At 62.2% G+C, this 21,008-nt stretch carries 19 protein-coding genes; 8 read left to right on the forward strand and 11 right to left on the reverse strand.

The features are described 5' to 3' along the window. Nucleotides 1-23: 23 nt before the first annotated feature. From AC3ITW_RS11000 to AC3ITW_RS11010, 3 genes are all read right to left on the reverse strand, one after another. The gene (locus tag AC3ITW_RS11000) at nt 24-6,083 is read right to left on the reverse strand and encodes a DEAD/DEAH box helicase family protein (RefSeq protein ID WP_164171573.1); all 6,060 of its coding nucleotides are present in this window, start codon (nt 6,081-6,083) and stop codon (nt 24-26) included. 313 nt (nt 6,084-6,396) lie between these two features. After that, entirely contained in the window at nt 6,397-6,636 is a 240-nt protein-coding gene (locus tag AC3ITW_RS11005) for a hypothetical protein (protein ID WP_164171572.1), read from the reverse strand. 189 nt (nt 6,637-6,825) lie between these two features. After that, nucleotides 6,826-7,962, reverse strand: coding sequence for a site-specific integrase (locus tag AC3ITW_RS11010; protein WP_164171571.1), 1,137 nt, complete (start codon nt 7,960-7,962; stop codon nt 6,826-6,828). A 190-nt stretch (nt 7,963-8,152) separates the two neighbouring features. On the opposite strand from AC3ITW_RS11010, the gene AC3ITW_RS11015 reads away from it, so the two are divergent. After that, a complete protein-coding gene (locus AC3ITW_RS11015) occupies nt 8,153-8,437 on the forward strand; it encodes a hypothetical protein (RefSeq protein ID WP_164171570.1) in 285 nt (94 codons plus the stop codon). A 570-nt stretch (nt 8,438-9,007) separates the two neighbouring features. Here AC3ITW_RS11015 and AC3ITW_RS11020 read toward each other — a convergent pair. Continuing rightward, entirely contained in the window at nt 9,008-9,406 is a 399-nt protein-coding gene (locus tag AC3ITW_RS11020; protein ID WP_087922537.1) for a hypothetical protein, read from the reverse strand. A 343-nt stretch (nt 9,407-9,749) separates the two neighbouring features. On the opposite strand from AC3ITW_RS11020, the gene AC3ITW_RS11025 reads away from it, so the two are divergent. After that, entirely contained in the window at nt 9,750-10,214 is a 465-nt protein-coding gene (locus tag AC3ITW_RS11025) for a hypothetical protein (protein WP_087922538.1), read from the forward strand. Nucleotides 10,215-10,217: 3 nt separating this feature from the next. Here the strand turns inward: AC3ITW_RS11025 and AC3ITW_RS11030 are convergent, their stop codons facing one another. From AC3ITW_RS11030 to arsH, 3 genes are all read right to left on the reverse strand, one after another. Then, entirely contained in the window at nt 10,218-10,358 is a 141-nt protein-coding gene (locus AC3ITW_RS11030) for a hypothetical protein (RefSeq protein WP_157721525.1), read from the reverse strand. 115 nt (nt 10,359-10,473) lie between these two features. Then, on the reverse strand, nt 10,474-10,914 hold the full coding sequence (gene arsC, locus AC3ITW_RS11035; RefSeq protein ID WP_087922539.1) for an arsenate reductase (glutaredoxin): 441 nt from the start codon (nt 10,912-10,914) through the stop codon (nt 10,474-10,476). Continuing rightward, nucleotides 10,911-11,651, reverse strand: coding sequence for an arsenical resistance protein ArsH (gene arsH / locus AC3ITW_RS11040; protein WP_087922540.1), 741 nt, complete (start codon nt 11,649-11,651; stop codon nt 10,911-10,913). Before arsH ends, arsC begins: the two co-directional genes overlap by 4 nt. 40 nt (nt 11,652-11,691) lie before the next feature. Between arsH and AC3ITW_RS11045 the strand changes: the two genes are divergently transcribed. Genes AC3ITW_RS11045 through AC3ITW_RS11065 form a run of 5 tightly spaced genes read left to right on the forward strand, consistent with a single transcriptional unit; the run spans nt 11,692 to nt 15,688 of the window. After that, nucleotides 11,692-12,006, forward strand: a complete 315-nt coding sequence (locus tag AC3ITW_RS11045; RefSeq protein WP_087922541.1) for an ArsR/SmtB family transcription factor — start codon at nt 11,692-11,694, stop codon at nt 12,004-12,006. A 26-nt stretch (nt 12,007-12,032) separates the two neighbouring features. Next, the gene (locus tag AC3ITW_RS11050; RefSeq protein WP_087922542.1) at nt 12,033-12,524 is read left to right on the forward strand and encodes an arsenate reductase ArsC; all 492 of its coding nucleotides are present in this window, start codon (nt 12,033-12,035) and stop codon (nt 12,522-12,524) included. Between the two features lie 20 nt (nt 12,525-12,544). After that, nucleotides 12,545-13,603 carry an ACR3 family arsenite efflux transporter gene (gene arsB / locus AC3ITW_RS11055; RefSeq protein WP_087922543.1) on the forward strand — a complete coding sequence of 353 codons (1,059 nt, stop codon included), beginning with the start codon at nt 12,545-12,547 and terminating at the stop codon, nt 13,601-13,603. Between the two features lie 3 nt (nt 13,604-13,606). After that, complete coding sequence (gene trxB / locus AC3ITW_RS11060; RefSeq protein WP_087922544.1) at nt 13,607-14,593, forward strand: thioredoxin-disulfide reductase; 987 nt, start codon at nt 13,607-13,609, stop codon at nt 14,591-14,593. A gap of 24 nt (nt 14,594-14,617) precedes the next feature. Next, nucleotides 14,618-15,688, forward strand: coding sequence for an ArsO family NAD(P)H-dependent flavin-containing monooxygenase (locus AC3ITW_RS11065; protein WP_100434629.1), 1,071 nt, complete (start codon nt 14,618-14,620; stop codon nt 15,686-15,688). Between the two features lie 46 nt (nt 15,689-15,734). Here the strand turns inward: AC3ITW_RS11065 and AC3ITW_RS11070 are convergent, their stop codons facing one another. The 4 genes from AC3ITW_RS11070 to AC3ITW_RS11085 all read right to left on the reverse strand — a co-directional run bounded on the left by AC3ITW_RS11070 (nt 15,735) and on the right by AC3ITW_RS11085 (nt 19,707). Then, entirely contained in the window at nt 15,735-17,570 is a 1,836-nt protein-coding gene (locus tag AC3ITW_RS11070) for a DUF7380 domain-containing protein (protein WP_100434630.1), read from the reverse strand. Between the two features lie 171 nt (nt 17,571-17,741). Then, entirely contained in the window at nt 17,742-18,158 is a 417-nt protein-coding gene (locus tag AC3ITW_RS11075; RefSeq protein WP_087922572.1) for a hypothetical protein, read from the reverse strand. Beyond that, nucleotides 18,155-18,673, reverse strand: coding sequence for a hypothetical protein (locus tag AC3ITW_RS11080; RefSeq protein WP_232462996.1), 519 nt, complete (start codon nt 18,671-18,673; stop codon nt 18,155-18,157). The genes AC3ITW_RS11075 and AC3ITW_RS11080 overlap by 4 nt, the downstream gene beginning before the upstream one ends. 113 nt (nt 18,674-18,786) lie before the next feature. After that, a complete protein-coding gene (locus tag AC3ITW_RS11085; protein WP_087922574.1) occupies nt 18,787-19,707 on the reverse strand; it encodes a DNA-binding protein in 921 nt (306 codons plus the stop codon). A 106-nt stretch (nt 19,708-19,813) separates the two neighbouring features. On the opposite strand from AC3ITW_RS11085, the gene AC3ITW_RS11090 reads away from it, so the two are divergent. Continuing rightward, a complete protein-coding gene (locus tag AC3ITW_RS11090) occupies nt 19,814-20,893 on the forward strand; it encodes a site-specific integrase (RefSeq protein ID WP_232462997.1) in 1,080 nt (359 codons plus the stop codon). Nucleotides 20,894-21,008 lie beyond the last annotated feature (115 nt).

The raw sequence follows: 21,008 nt of genomic DNA on the forward strand, positions 1-21,008 counted from the left end.
ATCGAAGCGGAGTATGGATGGCCTTAGACCGAGTATCCGCCCTTCGCCGTTCTTAGGAGAGTTTGCCCGCAATTACTCGGCTGCTCTATATGCCTGCTTGCGAACACGTTAACGGCTAAGGACTCTTTCCCACAAGCGGCGGTGAGTTGCTCCAGGCCAGCCGGCGTCACAACGAGGTAGCAACCCTCGCCCCACAGAGAATCCGCATCGATTCCAACCGGGCCGGCGTCACGCCACCAGTGAAGCTCTGCGACCACCGTTCCGCTCGCATCGAAGAATACGCTCGGTGTCTCGTCATGAGCGCGCCAGCGAAGCCCCTCAACCCAGTTTGGGCATAATGCAAACGGATTGGCCGCTGTGTCAAAGCCCATGTCCACGGAGCAGACAACTCGCCTTACCAGCGTTGGTGCCAGATCATTGTCGAGTGGGACGTACTGGCCTAGCCAAACAGCGATGGGCAGCTTGGCGTAACAATCGTCGAAGTCTTCACTATCAGTCTCTGCCCAAGGTGCTCTAAAGCGGTAGAAGCGGTGCTCTGACAGTCGTGCCTTGTGGATATGGAAGCGAGACACCTCGGCCACGACTTGGCCGTCGCAGTGCGCCAGGAAAGGGGCAACATCGCCGTCAACCTCGTCAATCCACTTCTGCTCTCGCTCGGACCAACCGGCACTTCGGTCAATCAGCGGCCTTCGAATCCACTCGGGACGAACTCGCGGGAGCATCAATGGCCGAGGCGGAAGGGGGTAGCCCAATTTCTCCAACAGCATCGGACTGTCCCGGCTCTCCAACTTGCCGGCCAGGCGCAGTTCCCCTGCGACGTGGCGAAGGGCAGCAATGGCAATGTAGGCGTGTGGCTTCATGTAAGTGATCTGCATATCAAGGACACGAAGCTGAGCCTCAAGCTCTTTGACACCAGAGGGCCCGAAGGCCTCAAGTCCACCCCAATCCTGGATGAACATCGCCGCGCGCCGGCGGACTGTCATCTCCTCGATGTCTGCCGCCTTTGCAATGTGACGTGCCGTCGAGCGCAACATACGAGTCCAGCCAAGCGGCGATTCGACGCGCATTGCACCAGTTCTCTCGTCCGTGAATGCCTGGTCGCTCTCTGGCAGGTCACTGAATTCGAGGAGATAGAAGAGTGGCAGTGGCGTCGCGTCCAAAGAGACAGCCAGCCCCCACCGATGCGACAAGAGCGTGGCTGACTCGGCTACCGCAATGTCACGGTGACTGACCATTGCAGCTACGGCGCGGCCCAATACGGGCTCGAGGTTCGCGCTGTCGGCAGCGAGCAGCGTTCCGAGTGCCTGCAAGGGGGCGTCCAACTCACCGTCCATAAGTCGCCGGATAAGAGATGTGAACAAAGATTGACCCTGTCCGGCTTGCCTTGCCAAGCTCAGCGCGCAATTGCGCGCGTGCCGCTGAACCTCTGCAATGGGAAGCCGATAGGCAAAGTGCAGCAAATCCTCCAAAAGGTCCGTGTCGCTGAGTGGTAGCTCGCTCGACTGGAAGGGCCGCCCCAACTGGAACTCGCGAGTGCAGGTCATCTGCTCCTCAAGCAGCGACCAGATAGCCGGCCAGTCTGGCGTCAAGCTGATGACCGGCAGTATCGAATCCAGCTCTGTGAGCAGTGCCTGGGTATTCTCCTGGCCCGTCGTCACTGAATCGACTATGTTCTCGAAGGCCGCAAGGCATGTGGATGATCCGTGCAGAAGCTTCTTCGCCTTAAAGTAGAAGAACCTGCCGCCACCCATCCACTGGCTCCAGGAGCTCCAGGGGTCGTTGCTTGTCTCGTAGCCTTGCATAAGCTTCTTGGCGTAATCGACCTCATCGGCCGCAGCAAACCGCTCCACCATCAGGAAGCGGCAGCGTGCGTTGTCCTGCAATACCTGCCAGCGCTCAAAGACCCTTCGCGCCAGATGAAGCGGAGCTGTGTCTGCCAGATCTTCGAAACGGTCCGGGGCGTTGTGGTTCAGCTCGTCGCTATCTGCTTCAAACGCGAGTTCAAGATCCTCGAGAGTAGCTTCCGAGGCGTACTTGTTAGGTGTATATGAGTGTCGAGGCTCCGGCGCTTCTGGCGTCCACCGGGCGATGGCGGCTTCGAGCTCAGGCGACGAGAGTCCATGCTTTCCGGAAGCCTTGTGAATGCGCTGGAGCAGCGCGATTCTCTCGTGCGCTCTGCTGGCTACCTCGACCGCCCCAACCAGCATCAGAGCGAGCGGTTCAATCTGGTCAGGGCCGGCTGCGTCCGCGGAGGCGTCGATGAAGTCACCAACATGGGACGGATCCCGGTAGTGCGGTTCCATATAGAATGGCAGGCACAGACCGCACCAGACGGTCGCGCATGCCAAGACGAGTTCAGGGTTTCGCCTGACCATCCCCGTCATGAGCAGGTCGACACGATTCGGCCAGCCGATTAGATGCCAATCCGCCAGTGTTTTTGACACCTCGAAGCCGAAGCGAGGTCCAACCTGCATCGCTTCCTTAATCAGTGCCATCGTAAGGCGATGCGCGGCCGACGACCCTTCCGTTTTGGTCATGCCACCGACCTGACGCATCAGGTCTGAGACCCGCTTGACACGGCTTTCCGGGTCAGCTGCGTTCGCGAGAGCTAGAATGTTTCGCCAGATCGCATACTGCGGGTCTTTCTTGGGGGCCAAGGCATAGCCAAGGCATTGCTCAGGAACTGTCGCCAGCAACTGATTCGCCCGCTCTAACTCCCCGACCGCAGCCAACGCGATGGCTAGATTCGCTAGCCCGTCGATCTGCTCGCTTGGTGTACTTTCTTTAAGCTCCGCCACGAGGGCATTAAGCCGATCCGCCGCCGCCGCACGATCACCGTCAATGCGATATGCATCGACAGCCAATCTGCGTCGCAGGTAAGCAGTTCCCTTCGACGCCGATGAGGCGATGGCTGAGTCAACCTCCCGAAGTACCGCGCGATATTCAGTCTCACCGCGCTCGGCGCCGAGCCTCAGCAGCGCTTGCACGAGCGTGGGGATCGCTTTCAAAGACTGCTGGATACGGTATGACTCGCTGCCGCCTTCTGATGCGAGACGTAGGACATACCCAAGGGACGTGCGGGCTATGCCTTGGATGCCGCCTGCCGATAAGGACCCGTTGACGTCGGCAGCGCGAGCTAGAAGCACACCTATCGTTGAAGCGTGCTGTTGGAGTGGATGAAGGAAGGTGTGCTTCGACGGTGTCACGCTTGGCAGTGGCCTCTTGAGCAGCGTGCAAAGCCTCGCGTGATGCATCACTGCGCCGACCAGATTGCCCAGCCCAGCCAGGTCCGTCTTGTCGTCGCACATGGAGATCATCGGTGCGACCAGCTTGTCGAACAGGGCCTCGGCTAGGTCACGACGGCCAGCTTCGAATGCGATCAGCGCCATCCGACGACGGTAGCCGTTTGGTACCTCCCCGAACCCGGGAAGAGCGACGGCACTATCAAACAGCGCAAGCGCTTGCCCAACGTCGCCACGTCGACTGGCCGCAAGCCCTGCGTGAACCATCACCGACGGCTTATCTTCGTTGGCTACTCCGAGCTTGCTACATAGTTCTTGAGGATCGGAGCCAATCTTCTGAACGAGCATCGCCTTTGCGGCTTCCCTCCTAAGATGCAGCCGCAGCGCGACGGCAGATTGCGGATCCACCTTTTCCGGCTCCCGTAGACCCTCTGCGGCGAGATGATCAACCGCTATCTGGATCTGCTCGGTGTCTCGGAAGTGGACGGCGCGCATTGCCCATCTTTCGAATTCCTTGATGTTGTGCTGGTGCCCGTAGTTTCTGAACTTGGGCGTATGGAGCTGCGATAGCGGTTCGAGGCTTTCAAACAGCTCCTTCGCGCGGTCGAAGTCGCCTCGCGCTAGTAGGGCGTCGACGACCTCGTAGCCCTGGCTGGGGAAGTCCTGCACGAGGGAGACGGCTGCTTCAATGTTCCCCACCGCCAGCATAGCCAGCGGGAGTTGGTTGGCGTACTCAAGGGCTGATTTGCGCCGATCCACTTCGTCACGACACAGCAGCAGCCGTGTAAAGGCGGTCGCGTCGTGCGTTTCACGCACTGCCAGCAGGGCGAGGCGGATGTCGGCGTGAATCTCGGCGATAGAACGCCCGTCAGCCAGCTGCTGCCTGAAGCGAGCGGGCATCGCCAATGCCAGTACATCGGCACCGTCGCCAGCACGGGCGCGGTAGCGCAGCTCAAGCCAGTACTGTGCCGATTCAGGTGGCGCGCTCTTCGCCAACTGGGCAAGGTTGCGGTATACGCGCTGCGAGTATTCAGCGTCGACGCTCCCGAGGCGGGTTCGCGGTTGAGCGATGACGAATAGCCTAAAGCTGTTGTGGAAGACGCTCCATCCCCGGGATGAACTGCGGAGCAGGTGCTGCGCAATGACCAGGGCGCGTTCAATCGAGGACTCCTTGACCATCGTGGCCAGCAGTCGCAGGTCCATGGGTGCCTCAGCCCGAGCGATGAAGCCCAGCACATCCATGGCATCGACATCGTTTGCGATCTCGCGCCAAGCAGCTGAATATACAGTCTCAATATCGCCGTCGAACGGCATCCCGCCGCTAAGAAGGTGCTTGCGACTAGCTTCGTCAGCGTGCAGCAGTGCCTGAATCAAGTAGCGCGTTGCCAGCGGGTGGCCATGCGTGAGATTGCTGAGATCCAATCTTGGAATCTCGGCAGGCAAGCCTAGCGCATCCGCCATCCAGGTGAGTTCCTCGCGACCGAGAGGCCCCATGAGAACCTGTCGCTCGCTCTTCTCCGCTTGCGCTCTTACGGCGGGCTTCAGATTAGCGAGATCCAACCGTTGCGTGCCGAGCACGAACACGACCCCGTTCGGGATTGCCGCGGGAAGAGGAAGCTCTCCCAGAAACGAATTGGTCGGCCGTTCTTCGCGTGGCACATGGTCTAGCCCGTCGACAACGATGATTGTACGGATCCCTTCGCGAGTGAAGCGCTCACCAGCCTGCCATAGCAGGACGCCGAACTGTTCGCGGCGCTCAGATAGCGAGTCATCGCGAAGACGAAGTCCAACTAAACCGCTGTTTCGCAGCTGCGTACCTACGTCGGTCAGAAAGTTGTCGGCCTCCCCACGACCCACGCCTTGAGCCGCGCCCGGCACGTACGCCAAGTAACGGACGAGCCGGACACTTGCTTCAGTGGCCAGCGCAACCTGCAGGAGAGTGGATTTTCCGGAGCCAGGTGGTCCTATGAGTGAGACGTAGCCGTGATTGGAGGCATGAAGCGCTGCTAGTAGCTTGACCTCAGTGTCCCGATTGCGCTGGACATAGGCGCCGACCGGGAACCGATGGATGAGCAAAGTCTTGGCGGGATCGCGCCATCCAAGCTCACGAAGCAGCTCGTCACGCGTCCACCTGTCCTTGTCGCGTTCATCGGCGACTAGCTTGGGCAGCACGCTGGCAATCTCGCATGCCTGTCTCGCCTGCTCCGCATTCAGCTTGTGCGACTGGATGAAGTTCGCTGCAGCTCCGCACACCACGCGCAGGGCGTGCATGAACTGTTCGAAGTCGTCATCATTTAAGCCGGCTTCGCGGCGCAGGTGGTCGATCAGTCGGCTCCATCCTCGCGCGGACCAATCCGACAGCGACCGATTTGGATGCTGTTGGAACTCCTCGAGAAATGCAGCGCTGTGCCGTAGCCTGCCGTCGCCTGGCTTGTCGGTAACCGATGGAAAGTCGTTGACGACCAAGTGAATCTCGACGCGACTTCCTGGGTTGTCCTTGGACAGGCACTGCCAAGCTTGAACTAGGGGCTTCAAGAGACCATTGGCACCAGTAAACAGCGTCTCAACAGTGAAAGTGCCTGGGAACTTGGACGTCTTGAACTGGTGACCGACCACCAATCCATCGAATCCTAGTACCAGGTCGTCCGCAATGCCCGCGTTGCGGTCAGCGACGCCAATCCAAAGCAGCTCGTCGCGCTCAAGCGCGGCATAGATGGCAGCGCCCGCGCGCTCGTACTGGCCGACGTATCCACGAAGCGCTCGGCGTTCGCCCTCCGCCGGTGCCGTTGCGGGAGCTGTAGCAGCGGATGGCTGCGAATTTTTGGGCGCTTTCGAGGCCATAAATATGGATTGGGTAGTGGGTGCGAACCTGAGAAAAGGGAGCCGCTCCAGCATAACCCGGGGGCGTCGAGCACCAGCGGGTATGCCGTCGCCGCATCGAGCGGCATTGTGAATCGAAGTATATCCGTCGTCGATCACATCGGTCACTCGCACGGACGCGAGAACGGCTGTTCAGCCCATGGCTGACATTTGTCCGTAGGAGCTGATCGGACGCATGTGGCCGCAGGCGGACATCAACGGAACAAAAGGGGGGGGCAGGGGGAATTATCGGGGGTGAAGCATGGCAGCTGTCGGCCCGAAACGGAGGCTCGACTTACACCTTCCAGACTTTGCTAATCACGGGCACATCAGCTTTATCGAGTCTAGGGAGATAGGCAATCAGTTTGTAGCCGCCAGGTCGAAAGTGGTCGAGACGAAGCTCCGCTTCTGCTTGCAATCTGGTGCCGTCCGGACCTTCGACCATGACCGCATAAACGGGATTCTTCTTGCCATGCGAGAGCGGCAAATCGGACGTCAGGGTCGAGTGGCCATTGCCTTTCGCACCGCCAAGCATCGCAGGATCTTTGGTGTAGCCGCGCGCGATTTACTGGAGACGGCCGACTCAAGCATCGGGCACAGATCACCCGATCTCCGTGACGTGAGGGCCGACTGCGACGGGAGATCATCAGAGACCGACAGTGATAGATCGCAGCGAAGCCGCGACGATCAAAGGATACTTCTACTAGTTTGACCGCACGATTGCCTAGGACTCAGTGCTCGTCGTGTCTCCATACCGCCCTATGGGGCGCTCGGCACTTGACCTTGCGGCAGCTTCCAGCATTCGAGCCGCCGGATTCGTTTCGGCCGCACCGGCCTGATAGTAGCCGATGACACTGACCACCGATCGGTGATCGGTCATTGCCATAATGGCTGGCAGGGCAATTCCTTGCCTAGCACCTTCCGTTACGAAACCCGATCGTAGGCTGTGACCGCCAAAGCTCCCCACCAATCCGGCAGCGCGGGCGCGATTCTGGATGATGGTGGCCACCGACTTGGGTGACAAGCCGGCCCCAACTTTCCCGCGTGTCAATTGGCGGAAGAGGGCACCCTCCTGCAGTCCAGCCGCTTCGATCCAGGTGCGAAGCGCTTCGGCCGGTGGACCTAACAAGGGCTTGTCCGGCGAGCCGCCTGCTTTGACGCCCTCCTGAAGCGTTTTGCCGACGTCCAGGTGGTAGAGGTAGCCGCCGTCGATCGGCGCAAGCTTGCTCAAGACGGCATGGGCCGTCTCGCTCCGACGGCGCCCACCACTGGCGAAGGCGAAGTAGAGCAGGGCACGATCACGTTTCCCAACAAGATCGTCCTCACAGGTCGCAATCATCGCCATCAATTCGGTCGCAGTGATCGCCGTCTTCTTGCTCGGCCGCTCGCCGCGCTTATGTGCGGCGCGACGGCCCTTGGCCAGCAGCTGCCGAACCTCGCTGCTTTCGCAGGGATTGGCCAGCTTGAGCAATTGATGGGCGCTGGAGAGCACCGCAACGCGGTGGACGATGGTCGACAGCTTGAGCGGTCCTTGGCGCTGCTTGAATTTGCCTTCCACCAAAAGCGCATCCAGTGTCGGCGGCAGCTCCCAGGTCAGGGCATCGCCTGAGCGCCGGGCCAGATGATCGATGATGAACTGGATCACGCAAGACGCGTCGACCGGCATGGCGATGACCGCTCCGTAGCGGCCTTGGTACCAGGCCGCCCAGTAGCGCAAGGCGGTGGCGTAACTGCGCGTGGTGTTGGCCGAGGCCGCTTCGGCGAAGACTTCGCGCACCGCGTCCGCCGAGGACTGCGAGAGCTGCGCCACAGTCGGATTGGCAGGAGCCGCGGTGGTCAGAGCTGGAAGAAGGTCGCCCATAAGTGGTTGAAAGTAGGGCTTAAAAATAGCCTGAGTTCCGATAAATATATCTTATCGGAAGTCGAATTTCATAGGGCAGGGTGATGATTTTCTAGTGTTCCGGCGCCAGTAATCGCCGCCCATTCCGGGACGTGCGTCGCACTTGCTAAGATCACGTGGACACAGTGGGTGTCAGACGCGAAGGATCGAAATGGCTGTCTATGTAGTGACCTGGAACTTGAACAAGGAAGTGGACTACAACGCCAAGAGAGCTGCGTTCATTAAACACTTGGAGCGCTATCAGAATGTAGCGGATGCGGCCTTGGAGTCGGTTCGTTGGGTTTCCGCGAACATCACAGCCCATCAGCTCTGCGCAGATCTTCAGCAAAAGCTCGACAAGAATGATCGAATCTTCGTCTCTCGTGTGCCGCCTGGTGAATACTACGGATACATCAGCAAGGCGGCTGGAGACTGGATCCTCAAGCATAGCGGCTGAGGGTTGAGTTCGATGGCGCCCTCAGCTTCGTAAAGCAAGCTCTAGATGTCTTCGTTGCTTGGGGAAATGGTACCAATGCGCTGCCTTGGTACCATCTCTAGCTCTAGATGAAGCGCCCTGATGTGCCATTGGCGTTGCTTCAAATTCGCGACCTACCATTGGTGATGCACCAAAGTCACAGCGAGTCATTGGCAGTGCACGCAGCTCAGCGCATCAGTTGCTACAAGTTGCCGCACAAGCTGCACCAAGTTCACAGCGCTCAACAGATGGAGCGTCATTGCAGGCAAGCATTTCCGGGCCGGGAGATGATGGGAAGATCCTGCGGATTCCGTTTGACTATCGGCGCTGCGGGGACTGAGTGGGCAAGGTGGCCTTGGGGGCGGTCTGGGATCTGGCCGCTTAGGTGGCTATCTTGATTTGAACATAATATACATTATGCGAAATGTTGTATCGGTCGGCCGTTGGCTTTGTCGGCTCCGCATGGCAATTGACGGGACAACTAAATCTGTACTTCTGCGCCAAGTAAATTTGTACTCTTCGGTACGACTGCGTTTTCGCTGGGAGGCGCAACTAAGTTTGTACTTTTTTGCCCTGACTCCGCAGCTCGATCTCGCGCCTGGACAGGATATCCTCTCGGCGCAGCAGGTCTGATTCCCAAGCACTGAGCAGATCTATGAGTCTTCGCCACGGACTATCCACCGGGATTGTGACTGCCGCCAATACCGGCGTACCCAAATCATCCGGCCGGAGCGATCGATGCTCATCCGCGCCCTCAGGTTCAGCGTTCGGCGGCGTCACCATCAGATGGCCAAACTGAGCGTAGAACGCATCGATGTACTGCTTTAGCGTGGGGCCCGAGCCGCGCCCGCCGAGTTCTTGTCGAAGATTGCGCTGATTAGTCACCCTCCCCCTCTCAAGTAGGGAGGTAAGCGCCAAGAAAGCTTCCTCTTGCGTGATTGAGGTCGGCATTGTGGTCCTCCGGAAGCTGGCGTCCGAGCCTCATTGTGCGCCGATTGCGGCTCCCTTCAAGTGCCCTTGCCTATTCATTCGCAAGCTCCAACATCCTTGCGGCATCGGTGTACATGACCGCATCTAGCTCGGCGAATTGAGACATTTCCCCCACACGTTTGCAGCGTGTAGACAGCGGCACTCTTACACCAGTAGCTCATGCAGCAGGCAAACAGTGCGCACTGATTCTCCGGCTGAGACCCCGGCGGCTCAAGCGACGGCGGAGACTGTGGCAGATTCGCCGCCGAAACTTTGGCTTGCTAGACTCACATCCTGTGTAGTCATCATTGATCGAGGGGCCTGAATGCACTTCGACACCCTTACGCCGGCTCAACGGATCCTCCGCGATGCGGCTACGGCGCGCCAAACAGTTGCTGCGCAATGGCCGAGTGCCGCGCAGGTCGGTCACATGCTTGACTCTGATGCTCCCAACGGTAGTGAGCTTGTCAGCCAGTTGCGCCGCGCGGGCAAGCTATTAGGGGTGTACGTCACCCAGTCCTCGCCCGGCTACCGCTATCCGACTTGGCAGTTCCACGCCAATGGCCAGCCTGTTGCTCACTTGGCTGAGATTCTGGAGGTTCTGCGCGAATTCGGCCCGTTCGAGCACGAGTCGGGCGGGCTGCGCCGCACCACAGGCTGGGGTGAGGTCGAGTGGTTCCTCACTCCGCACGCGATGCTCGATGGTGCAACTCCAGCCGAAATGTTGGCCACTGATCCGTGCCGCGTTTTGCGGGCTGCGTGCGTCGAGTTTCACGGCGAAACTGAGTAGGGTTTAGCGTTGGCGTCGGGCAATTGCCCGGTCGGTCTGGGTGGACATGATCCGCCACATCCCAACGATCGGCGAGAAAAATCCAGCGGGCGTTTCTCTTGCGCCCTGGACGAACGCGCGGAGCATTTCCTGCATCAGGTTCATGGTCGTCGCCTCTCCTAGATGTGCTTGTAGCTCAACTATAGCGGCGGAGGTCGTCACGCCCAAAACTTCTCAGCAGTCATTAACCAATGAACTAACGCCCCCTCCAGCGCAACGATCAGTCGGGGCAGCTTCTGCGGCTGACTGGGCGCGTTCCGTCCTGGCCGATCACCACTTCGCCATCTTCCTTCGTAAACGGCTCGTGCACTGCTGGCAGGATGTCGAGGACCATCTCGGAGGGCCTGCACAGGTGCGTGCCCATGGCGGTCTGGACGAAGGGCCGATTGATGAGAATAGGATTGGCCAGCATGGCATCCAGCAGTGCGTCTTCGCTCAACGCGGGGTCGTCCAACCCCAGTTCCAGATATGGCGTGCCCTTCTGGCGGATGGCACCGCGAACATCCAATCCAGCAGCGGCAATCAGCTCAACAAGCCGCGCTCGGCTGGGCGGGTCGACCAGATACTCGATCACTTCCGGCTCAATGCCGGCGTGGCGTATCAACGCCAATGTGTTTCGCGAGGTTCCGCACTCGGGGTTGTGATAGATGACAGCGTTCATGCGTTCTCCTTTTCATTCAATGCGGTCTCGATGACGCCGGCCGCGGCGGTCAGGCCGGCCGCTTCGACAGCCCCCTTCCGTTCGCTGTAGCGATCAACCAGGTAGTCACTGCGACCACGCACCAGCAGGGTGAACTTGACCAGTTCTTCCATCACATCTACGACGCGATCGTAGTAGGCCGACGGTTTCATGCGCCCCTCGTCATCGAACTCCTGCCAGGCCTTGGCCACCGAGGACTGGTTCGGAATCGTGACCATCCGCATCCAGCGGCCGAGTACGCGCAGCGCATTGACCACGTTGAAGGACTGGGAGCCGCCACAGACCTGCATCACGGCCAGGGTGCGACCTTGGGTCGGGCGTACGCTCCCCTCTTCCAATGGCAGCCAGTCAATCTGGTTCTTGAACACAGCAGTCAGCGTCCCATGCCGTTCCGGGCTGACCCATACGTGCCCTTCGGACCACAAGGAGGCCTGACGCAGCTCCTGCACCTTGGGGTGGGAGGCGGGCACCGAATCGAGCATCGGCAGCTCATGCGGATCAAAGAGTCGGGTCTCCGCGCCCAGATGTTCCAGCAACCGCTGCGCCTCCAACGCCAGCTTGCGGCTGAAGGACTGCGGGCGCAGGGAACCGTACAAGATCAGGATGCGGGGACGGTGCGGCGCGACATTCGGCTCGCTCAGCTTTTCGGCCACCGGAGGGTTCAAGGCACCGGGGACGACATTGGGAAGGTGTTGCATGGGGGTTGTCCTGGCTATTTGATTCGACTATTCTAGAATCATGGAACATAAAAACGCAACCGAAGCCCTGGCCGCCCTGGGTCACGCCACCCGGCTGTCCATCTTCCGCCTGCTGGTCCAGGCCGGAAGTGGCGGCAAGCTGGCCGGCGACATCGCCCAGTCCCTCTCCCTTCCCGGTGCCACCCTCTCCTTCCATCTGAAGGAGTTGCTGGCCGCTGGCCTGATCACCGCCGAGCAGCGCGGTCGCACCATCTGCTACCGGGCCGAATTCGAGGCGATGAGCGCGCTGGTGGCCTACCTGACCGAAAACTGCTGCGCCGATGAACAAGCCTGCGAACGTCCTGCTGGCTGCTGACCTCCCCCTTCTTAGAGATCGCTCAAATGACCCGTCGTGTTCTGTTCCTGTGTACTGGCAACTCCGCCCGCAGCGTACTTGCCGAATCGACCCTTAAAAAGTGGGGCGAAGGCCGCTATCTCTCCTTCAGTGCGGGCAGCCAGCCGGCCGGTCGCGTCAATCCCTTTGCCATTGCCCAGCTGGAGCGCGAAGGCTTCCCGGTCGAGGGCATGCGCAGCAAGTCTTGGGACGAATTTGCCGAAGCCGATGCCGCTGCCATGGACCTGATCGTCACCGTGTGTGACAGCGCGGCGGCCGAGGCATGCCCAGTGGTGTTTGGTGACTTCGTCCGCGTGCATTGGGGCCTGTTCGACCCGGCCGGCGTGGAAGGTTCGGATGCGCAGAAGGCAGAAGCCTTTGACCGTGCCCATCAGACCATCAAGCGACGCCTGCAGGCGTTCCTGGAGATTCCTGACAGCGCCTGGGACGACCGCGTGGCGCTGAAGGCCCGCCTCGACCCGATCGCTCAGATCGACTAACCGCTTTTCCGAGACCTGCCATGACTGCTGATTCCCCCCGCCTGTCCTTCCTGGACCGGTACCTTACGCTCTGGATTTTCCTGGCGATGGCCCTGGGCGTCGGCTTGGGCGCGATGTTCGAAGGCGTGCCCAGCGCGCTCCACAGCCTGTCGATTGGATCAACCAACATCCCCATCGCCATTGGCCTGATCCTGATGATGTATCCGCCGCTGGCCAAGGTGAAGTACGAAGAGCTGCCCAAGGTGTTCGCCGACAAGGGCGTGCTGATGCTCTCGCTGGTGCAGAACTGGATCATCGGTCCGTTCCTGATGTTCGGCTTGGCGGTGCTGTTCCTGCGCGACTACCCCGAATACATGACCGGCCTGATCCTGATTGGCCTGGCACGCTGCATTGCCATGGTGCTGGTCTGGAACCAGCTCGCCCGCGGTGATGGGCAGTATGTGGCCGGCTTGGTGGCCTTCAACTCGATCTTCCAGATCGCGCTGTTCAGTGTGTATGCCTGGTTCTTCCTGTCGTGGCTGCCGCCGGTGTTCGGGCTGCAGGGCAGCGTAATTGACGTCAGCTTCTGGACCATTGCCGAGGCGGTGTTGATCTACCTGGGCATTCCCTTCCTCGCCGGGTTCCTCACCAGCCGCTGGCTCAAGGCGCGCAAGGGCGTGCGTTGGTATGAAGAGAAGTTCCTGCCGGCGATCAGTCCGATCACGCTAGCGGCGCTGTTGTTCACGATCGTTGCCATGTTCAGCCTGAAGGGGGGAGATGTGCTGCGCATCCCGATGGATGCAGTGCGCATCGCGATCCCGCTGACGCTCTATTTCATCATTCAGTTCGTGCTGAGCTTCTTCATGGGCAAGTTCATTGCGAAGGACTACCCGCGCACGACCGCAATCGCCTTCACTGCGGCAGGTAACAATTTCGAGCTGGCCATTGCCGTCGCCATCGCCGCCTTTGGTCTGGCCTCGCCGGTCGCCTTCGCTGCGGTCATCGGTCCGTTGGTGGAGGTGCCGGTGCTGATCCTGTTGGTCCACGTCGCCCTGCGGCTGGGCAAGCGCTACTTTCCTGCCGACGCACGGAGTTATTGAATCATGAGCACGACCCGACACATCCCGTTGTTGATCCTCGGTTCCGGCCCGGCCGGCTGGACCGCAGCCGTCTACGCCGCCCGGGCCAACCTGAACCCGGTGGTGATCACCGGCCTGCAGCAGGGCGGCCAGCTGATGACCACCACCGAGGTGGACAACTGGCCGGGTGACGCCCACGGCCTGATGGGCCCGGACTTGATGGCACGCATGCAGGCCCACGCCGAGCGCTTCGAGACCGAAGTGATCTTCGACCACATCCACACCGCCGATGTGACCCAGCGCCCGTTCAAGTTGATCGGCGACAGCGCCGAATACACCTGCGACGCGCTGATCATCGCCACCGGCGCCACCGCCAAGTACCTGGGCATTCCGACCGAAGAGGCCTTCAAGGGCCGCGGCGTGTCGGCCTGCGCCACCTGCGATGGCTTCTTCTATCGTGACCACGACGTGGTCGTGGTCGGCGGCGGCAACACCGCCGTGGAAGAAGCGCTGTACCTGTCCAACATCGCCCGCAAGGTCTACCTGGTCCACCGCCGCGACAGCCTGAAGGCGGAAAAGATCATGCAGGACAAGCTGTTCGCCAAGGTCGCCGCAGGCAAGATCGAAACCGTTTGGCACCACCAGGTGGATGAAGTGCTGGGCAATGAGGCCGGCGTCACCGGCGTGCGCGTGAAGTCCACCCTGGACGGCAGCACCCGCGACATCGACGCCCACGGCTTCTTCGTGGCCATCGGCCACCACCCCAACACCAGCCTGTTCGAGGGCCAGCTGACCATGAACAACGGCTACCTGGACATCCGATCGGGCCTAGGCGGCAATGCCACCCAGACCTCGGTGGAGGGCGTGTTCGCCGCCGGCGACGTGGCCGACCAGCACTACCGCCAGGCCATCACCTCGGCCGGGTTCGGCTGCATGGCCGCACTGGATGCGGAGCGCTACCTGGATGCACTCAAGATCTCCGATCAACAGCAGCGTAAGAGCGCCGCCTGAGTGCGGCGGCGCGAGGGAGCACCGATGGACAGCGTCGATGTGGTGGTTATTGGAGGTGGCCAGTCGGGTCTTTCGGCCGGCTATTTCCTGCGACGCAGCGGGCTGTCCTATGTGATTCTCGATGCGCAAGCGTCGCCCGGCGGCGCATGGCAGCATGCCTGGCAATCGCTGCATCTGTTTTCCCCGGCGGGCTGGAGCTCCATTCCCGGATGGCCCATGCCCGCCAGCCAAGGCCCCTACCCTGCGCGTGCGGAGGTGCTGGCCTACCTGGCGCAGTACGAAAAGAAATATGCGCTGCCGATCATTCGCCCCATCCGCGTGCAACGAATCACTCGCGTCGGCGAACGGCTGCGGGTGGAGGCCAGCGACGGTCGGCAATGGTTGGCGCGGGCGGTGATCAGCGCCACCGGAACATGGGGAGAACCCTACACCCCTGAGTACGAGGGGCTGGACTCCTTTGCCGGGATCCAGCTGCACTCTGCCCACTACAGTATCGCTGCGCCGTTTGCCGGAATGCGGGTGGCCATCATGGGCGGTGGCAATTCAGGTGCGCAGATTCTGGCCGAAGTATCGATGGTGGCTGAAACCACCTGGATCACCCAGCACGACCCGGCGTTCCTGGCCGATGACGTCGATGGCCGCGTGCTGTTCGAACGCGCCACTGAGCGATGGAAGGCGCAACAGGAAGGCAGGGAGCCCGAGCTGCCGTCAGGCGGTTTCGGCGACATCGTGATGGTGCCGCCGGTGCTCGACGCACGGGCGCGAGGGGTGCTTGCCGCCGTGCCACCGCCGGCCCGCTTCTCCCACACCGGCATGCAATGGGCCGATGGCACCGAGCGGGTGTTCGATGCGGTAATCTGGTGCACTGGCTTCCGCCCGGCGTTGTCGCACCTGAAGGGCTTGGACCTGGTACCCCCGAAGGGCCAGGTGGAGGTCGACGGCAGCGGCCTGCGAGCGGTGGCGGTGCCCTCGGTCTGGTTGTTGGGATACGGGGATTGGAACGGCATGGCCTCTGCCACGCTGATTGGGGTCACGCGGTACGCCCGCGAGGCCGTCAGGCAGATAACGGCCTATTGCACAGCAAGGGACATCTAGCGAGAGAGGCGTCTCAACAGCGCCTTCGCGCCGCTGCTTGCCCACTTCAGCGGTAAGGGTCCAACACCATCCTGAGTACGACCCACCACGTGATGACAATGGGGAAGGTCCCAAGCTGTTGATCGCTTAGTAGTCCGTGAGCGTAGCGGTTGCGGAGATTGCAGCCTGCGCGGTGCGTCATCAGGGCCTTGAGCTCGAAGTTCAGGCCGCGCGGAAGAATGCCGACCTCGTCATCAAGCTCCAATAGCTCTGACAGCGAGCGCTCCTGTTCGCCTTTCACCTTGTTGAGCACCAAGGTGTTGATGCCGTGCGCCTTCAGCTGAGCACGAACCATCGGCTCGACCATGGGAAGTAGGTTGATCCCGGTCGTGTCCCACTCATGCTGCAGGCCTGCCACCAAGCCCCGTGCGATCTGCTTGTGGTGCCCCTCGGGAGCGCCCGGACTTCTACCCACGAAGGACAGAACGTCATTGAAGGAGCTGCTGAATCGCTCAGAGAGCTTTCGCACGCTGGTTAGAATGAATGGTGCCAGCAAGAAGGTGTAGCGGGTCTGGCAGACATTTTCGACCGCAGCCGTTTCGAGGTGTGCGGGATCCGTGGGATCAAACGGTGGGTGCGAGCGTAGCGGTACGCCGTCGGCGTCCAGCTCAGTGCTGCCAAACCAAGCGCTGAAGTAGTCTGCCTTGAGTGCTTTGGCGTGTTCCACTTCGGTAGTGAAGTCCGAATAGTCGGTGAAGCTGAACGCAATTCGCATCAGCGAGGTTGGATAGTCCGTCGCTGCGAGGTGTTCGTCCACCCAGGCGTGGATGGGACGGGTGTCCACTGGAATGGCCACCTCCCCCATTTCGTCGTTGATGCGCAGGCGCACGTCCTCCAGGTCGCGCTGGAGCTCGCGAATACGCTCGCGTGGCGCGTGATTCTGCCGCAGCTCGGCAATGCCCTGGGCCATCCAGTACGACGCGACCATGGCCGAGCTGGCGCGGCCGGCGCGTACCACCAGTGATTCCCCTGCCTTCCGACCGGCCTGGCGACTGCGCTCGACAAGGTTGAGGGACAGCCACAGGCGGCTTGCCAGCTGGAACAGCAGGTGGGTCAGCTCGCTGTCGATGTCCGCAGATGGGTCCATCCCTGCGGCGGTGGACTCCAGCAACGCGGCGGCCGCTTGTGTGTGCTCTGCGTCTGCGCGACGGAGTAGCTCGTCGGCGAAACGGTTGGCCAACCCCTTCATCGGGCCATCCAGTACCGACTGGAACATGACCATGAAGGTCAGCCAGAGTTCGCTTTGGAAGGCATCATCCTTGCGCAGGCCGCGCCAGCCCAGATCCAGGGCTCTACGCAGGTGATCTACCGCCTGCGGGGTGATCTCCTTGGCCGCGGCACGCTGTGCCAGACGGAGGTAGCTGCGCGCCCCAAGCGCTGCCAATTGCTGGATGTCCCGCCCCGTGATCCGGTTCGTCGCCAGCGCGATGTCGGCGCACCGTGCGGTGAGCCAGTCAGTTGGTGCCTGACGCGCAAGCGCCGTCAGCGCCTGCAGGTCATTGGCGCTGATGTGGTCCAGTCCGGCGGAGGATCCCTCGGGGCTGATGATGCGCGGCATGAACAGGGTGGTGCCGCCGACCTGCAGGCTCATTGAGCTGATCCTGGCGACAAACTGCAGAAGCGCTGAGGCGGTGGCCTGGCCGCTCTGCTGGGCCTGGGTGGCGCGTTGGGCAATCCGCTGGGCGAGGTCCCAGTCGTTTTCGGTCCAGTCCAGGTTGGCCAGACCGTCCTCCCAGCCGGGCGCGCTCAGCAGTCCCGGCTCAAACGGGACGCTGAGCAAAGACAACGGCGATTGCGGGCGCGGTTGCCCGTCAGCGGGGTCAGCAGGGTGGAAAGTTGACATGGAATACCCCTGTCAGGGCCTGGGGAGGATGCCGGTCAGGCGTCGGTGACGTACGGTCGCGTGCCGGCCAGGCAGTAATGCCGCCAGGTGGCACCGCGCTGGTTGCAGCGGCCCCCAGTGGTGGATGGTGTCCTGCATTGCACGCAAAGAGCAGATCGCCGCTAGACGTCGTTAAAGGCCCAGCGCTCGCTTGTGAGCCAGCGCCGCCTTGGCGCGCCAGCCCATCACCGCTCCGCCAGCGGAGAAGCCGATCGCGTAGTGCAGGCCGACGTTGGGTGCGGTGCCCACCAGTGCAATTACGCCACTGACCAGCGCGAGCGCGGGGTACACCATTCCCAGCAGCAGCACCCGCAGCGAACGGGAGCGTTCAATGCCCGCCACACCGGCGTAGCGCCAGCGCACGAAGCCATCGTGTAGCAAGGCGTGGCTGAGCGCGGCGATCCCGCCGAGCAGCAGGCCCGCCAGAACGTGATACAGCTCACTCGGTACCCGGGCATGCAGCGTTGACATGATCGGAAACAGCGCGATGAAGAGCGCGAGCATGGTCATGTCGGCTGCGTGCGCGCGTCGGGAGATGGTGGTTGTCATCGGTGTGTCTCCTTTCGTTGTGCAATGAATTGGGCGATGGCATCGGGGTCGTCCCACAGCGGCCGTACGTGTGCCCGGTCGGCGTGTTGCTGTGCAGCCAGGGCGTGGTCAGCCGACCAGTCATGGCACGCCCGCCAGGCCTTGGATGGACGATAGAAATTGGCGTGCTGCAGTTCGATAAACCCTTTGCGTCTGAGGAAGGCGGGCAGCCGGGGATTCTGTACGCGCTCCACGAACAGCGCCGGCCACGGAATCAAGGTATCGCACAGCTCAATGAATTCGGTCAGCCAACCGCGGCCTTTGAGGCGGGGGTTGAGCTGGATATTGCTCAGGGTCAGTACCGGAACCGCATCCCCCAACCCGGCCAACGGCTGTCGTGCGTGCTTGATCCAGATCCGGGTGCCGGCGCGCTTGAGCTCTACACAGTCGGGGATCTCGGCGGCATCGACCAGCGAGATCCACTTGAACAGCTGTAGTTCGATGCTGGGGATCCGGTTCAACTGGGCATTGCTCATCATTGATCGGGTGCCTGGTGGGTCTGTTGGGCCAGTGGAGTGGCGGCGGGAGCGCTGCCCTGCCCCGCCGGCGGGTGATCGCGCGGGAGGGGCTGCTCGCAGCGGTCATCGGCCTACCGCGGGCGCGCCTTGCGGAGCGGTTTGGGTTTGGTTGGCACCGGCGCTGCCGGCGGGGTCAGTGCAGCGCGCACCTGCTCGGGCAGATCGCCCAGGCGCTCAAGCTGGCTGGCATAGGCGCTGGCCAGTGCGCGCTGGATGTCGCGCTCGCGCAGCGCCTGGGCGCTGGCCTGTTCGGCCTGCTGACGGGCCGAGCTCAGCTCGCTGAGCTCACGCTGTTGCTGGCGGGCTTGTGTGGTGACGCTGTGCTGAAGCTGCTGCAGGGCCTGGCGCGCCCGGTCCACCTCGGCCACGGCGCGGTCCTCGGTGGCGCGCAGGTGCGCCAGCAGCTCATCGCGCTCGGCGCTGTGCTGGTCGGCTTTCTGCGCCAGCTCGGTGCGCAGCGCGGCCAGTTGACCTTCCAGGTGTTCGTTACGCCTATACGCGCCGTCGCGTTGCCGGAGCAGGTCGTCGCGCTGGTTGTGCAGCTGTTGCAGCTGCTCGCGCAGGGCGGCTGCGCTGGCCTCGGCTGTGCGGGCCTGGTGCTGGGCCTGGGACAGTTGCTCCAGCGCCTGGCTGCGCTCTTGAGCCAGCACGTCCTGCTGGCTGGCCAGGGCGGCCTGCGCCGCCTGCAGATTGGCGCGTTCGCCGGCCACCACGGCCTGCGCGTGTTCGGCGGCGGCCTCCAGCGCGGCGGCCCAGCAGCGTTGCGCCAACGCGTCCACCGCCGCCGGCACGTCCGGGCGGCCCTGTTCCTGGGCGCGCTGGCGCAGGCGTGCGCCGACGCTGGCCCACCAGGTCTCCAAGTGACGGGTCACGGTATTGGGGGAGCCGGTCCCCAGGTGGGCACGAATGCGCTCCACGGTGGGCCGCTCCCCGCCGGCGACGAGGTCATCGGCGGCGTTATGCACATCCAACTCGGTCAGGCCACGGGCCATGCGGGTCTCCTGGGTTCAAACTTACGGCGGCAGGCGCTGCACTTCCGATAATGTAGAATTATCGGAAGTAGCGAAGCTACTGTGTAGCGAGGAATACATAGTACATATGAAAAACATCACTTCTACGACCGTTGATCGGACGCTCGCCCTGCCCGAGCCGGCCCGGCTGTCGGCGCAGGCCGCCACCGCCGCCGATCAGATCCTGGCGGCGGCGCGCAGCGCCAATACCACCCGTAGCTACCGCACCGCCCTGCGCTACTGGGCCGGCTGGTACCAGGGCCGCTACGGCCAGTCGCTGCGGCTGCCGGTGCCGACGGCAACGGTGGTGCAGTTCATCGTCGACCACGTGGCCCGCGACACCGCCGAGGGCGTGCGCTGGGAGTTGCCGGCCGCGTTGGACCAGGCGCTGGTGGCGGCCAGGTTGAAGAGCCGCCCCGGCCCGTGGCGCTTGGCCACCCTCACCCACCGCGTCTCGGTGCTGAGCAAGGTCCATCAGCTGCAGCAACTGGCCAACCCCATCGACAGCGCCGAGGTGCGCCAGCTGCTGGCCAGCGCCCGCCGGACCGCGCACAAGCGTGGCGAGCGCCCACGCAAGAAGGTTGCGATCACCCGGGTGGAGCTGCACGCGCTGCTGGCCACCTGCGGCCCCGACCTGGCCGGAGTGCGCGATCGTGCCCTGCTCTACTTCGGCTTTGCTACGGGCGGTCGCCGTCGCAGCGAGGTGGCGGCCGCGACCCTGGCCCATCTGCGTGCGCTGCCCGAGGGCGGCTTTGTCTACCACCTGGACCAGGGCAAGACCCTGCAGGACGGGCCCAAGGCCGGCGGCAGTCCGGACAAGCCGCTACTGGGCGCGGCCGCGACCGCGTTGCAGGCATGGCTGGACGCCGCCAAGCTCGCCGAAGGGGCGCTGTTTCGCCGGGTGTGGGGTAACCGGGTCGGCCCGGCGTTGAGTGATCGCGCCATCGCCCTGGTCATCCAGCGCCGTGCCGCGCTGGCCGGCCTGGAGGGAGACTTTGGCGGGCACAGCCTGCGCTCGGGCTTCATCACCGAAGGGGCGCGCCAGGGCGTGGCCCTGCCCGCCCTGATGGCGATGACCGATCACCTCTCGGTAGCCAGTGTGATTGGGTACTTCCAGCAAGGCGGCGCGGTGAACAACCCCGCGGCGCGACTATCGGATGCGCCCTGATCGCGGGCTAGACCTTCCAGGGATTCAGCCGAGATACGTGTAAAAATGCCCCATAGAATCAGATTTCCTCTTATGAATCATGAGGATGTCGGAAAAAAATGGTACCTTGTCGAGG

It is taken from the genome of Stenotrophomonas sp. KH_052 (assembly GCF_057838755.1).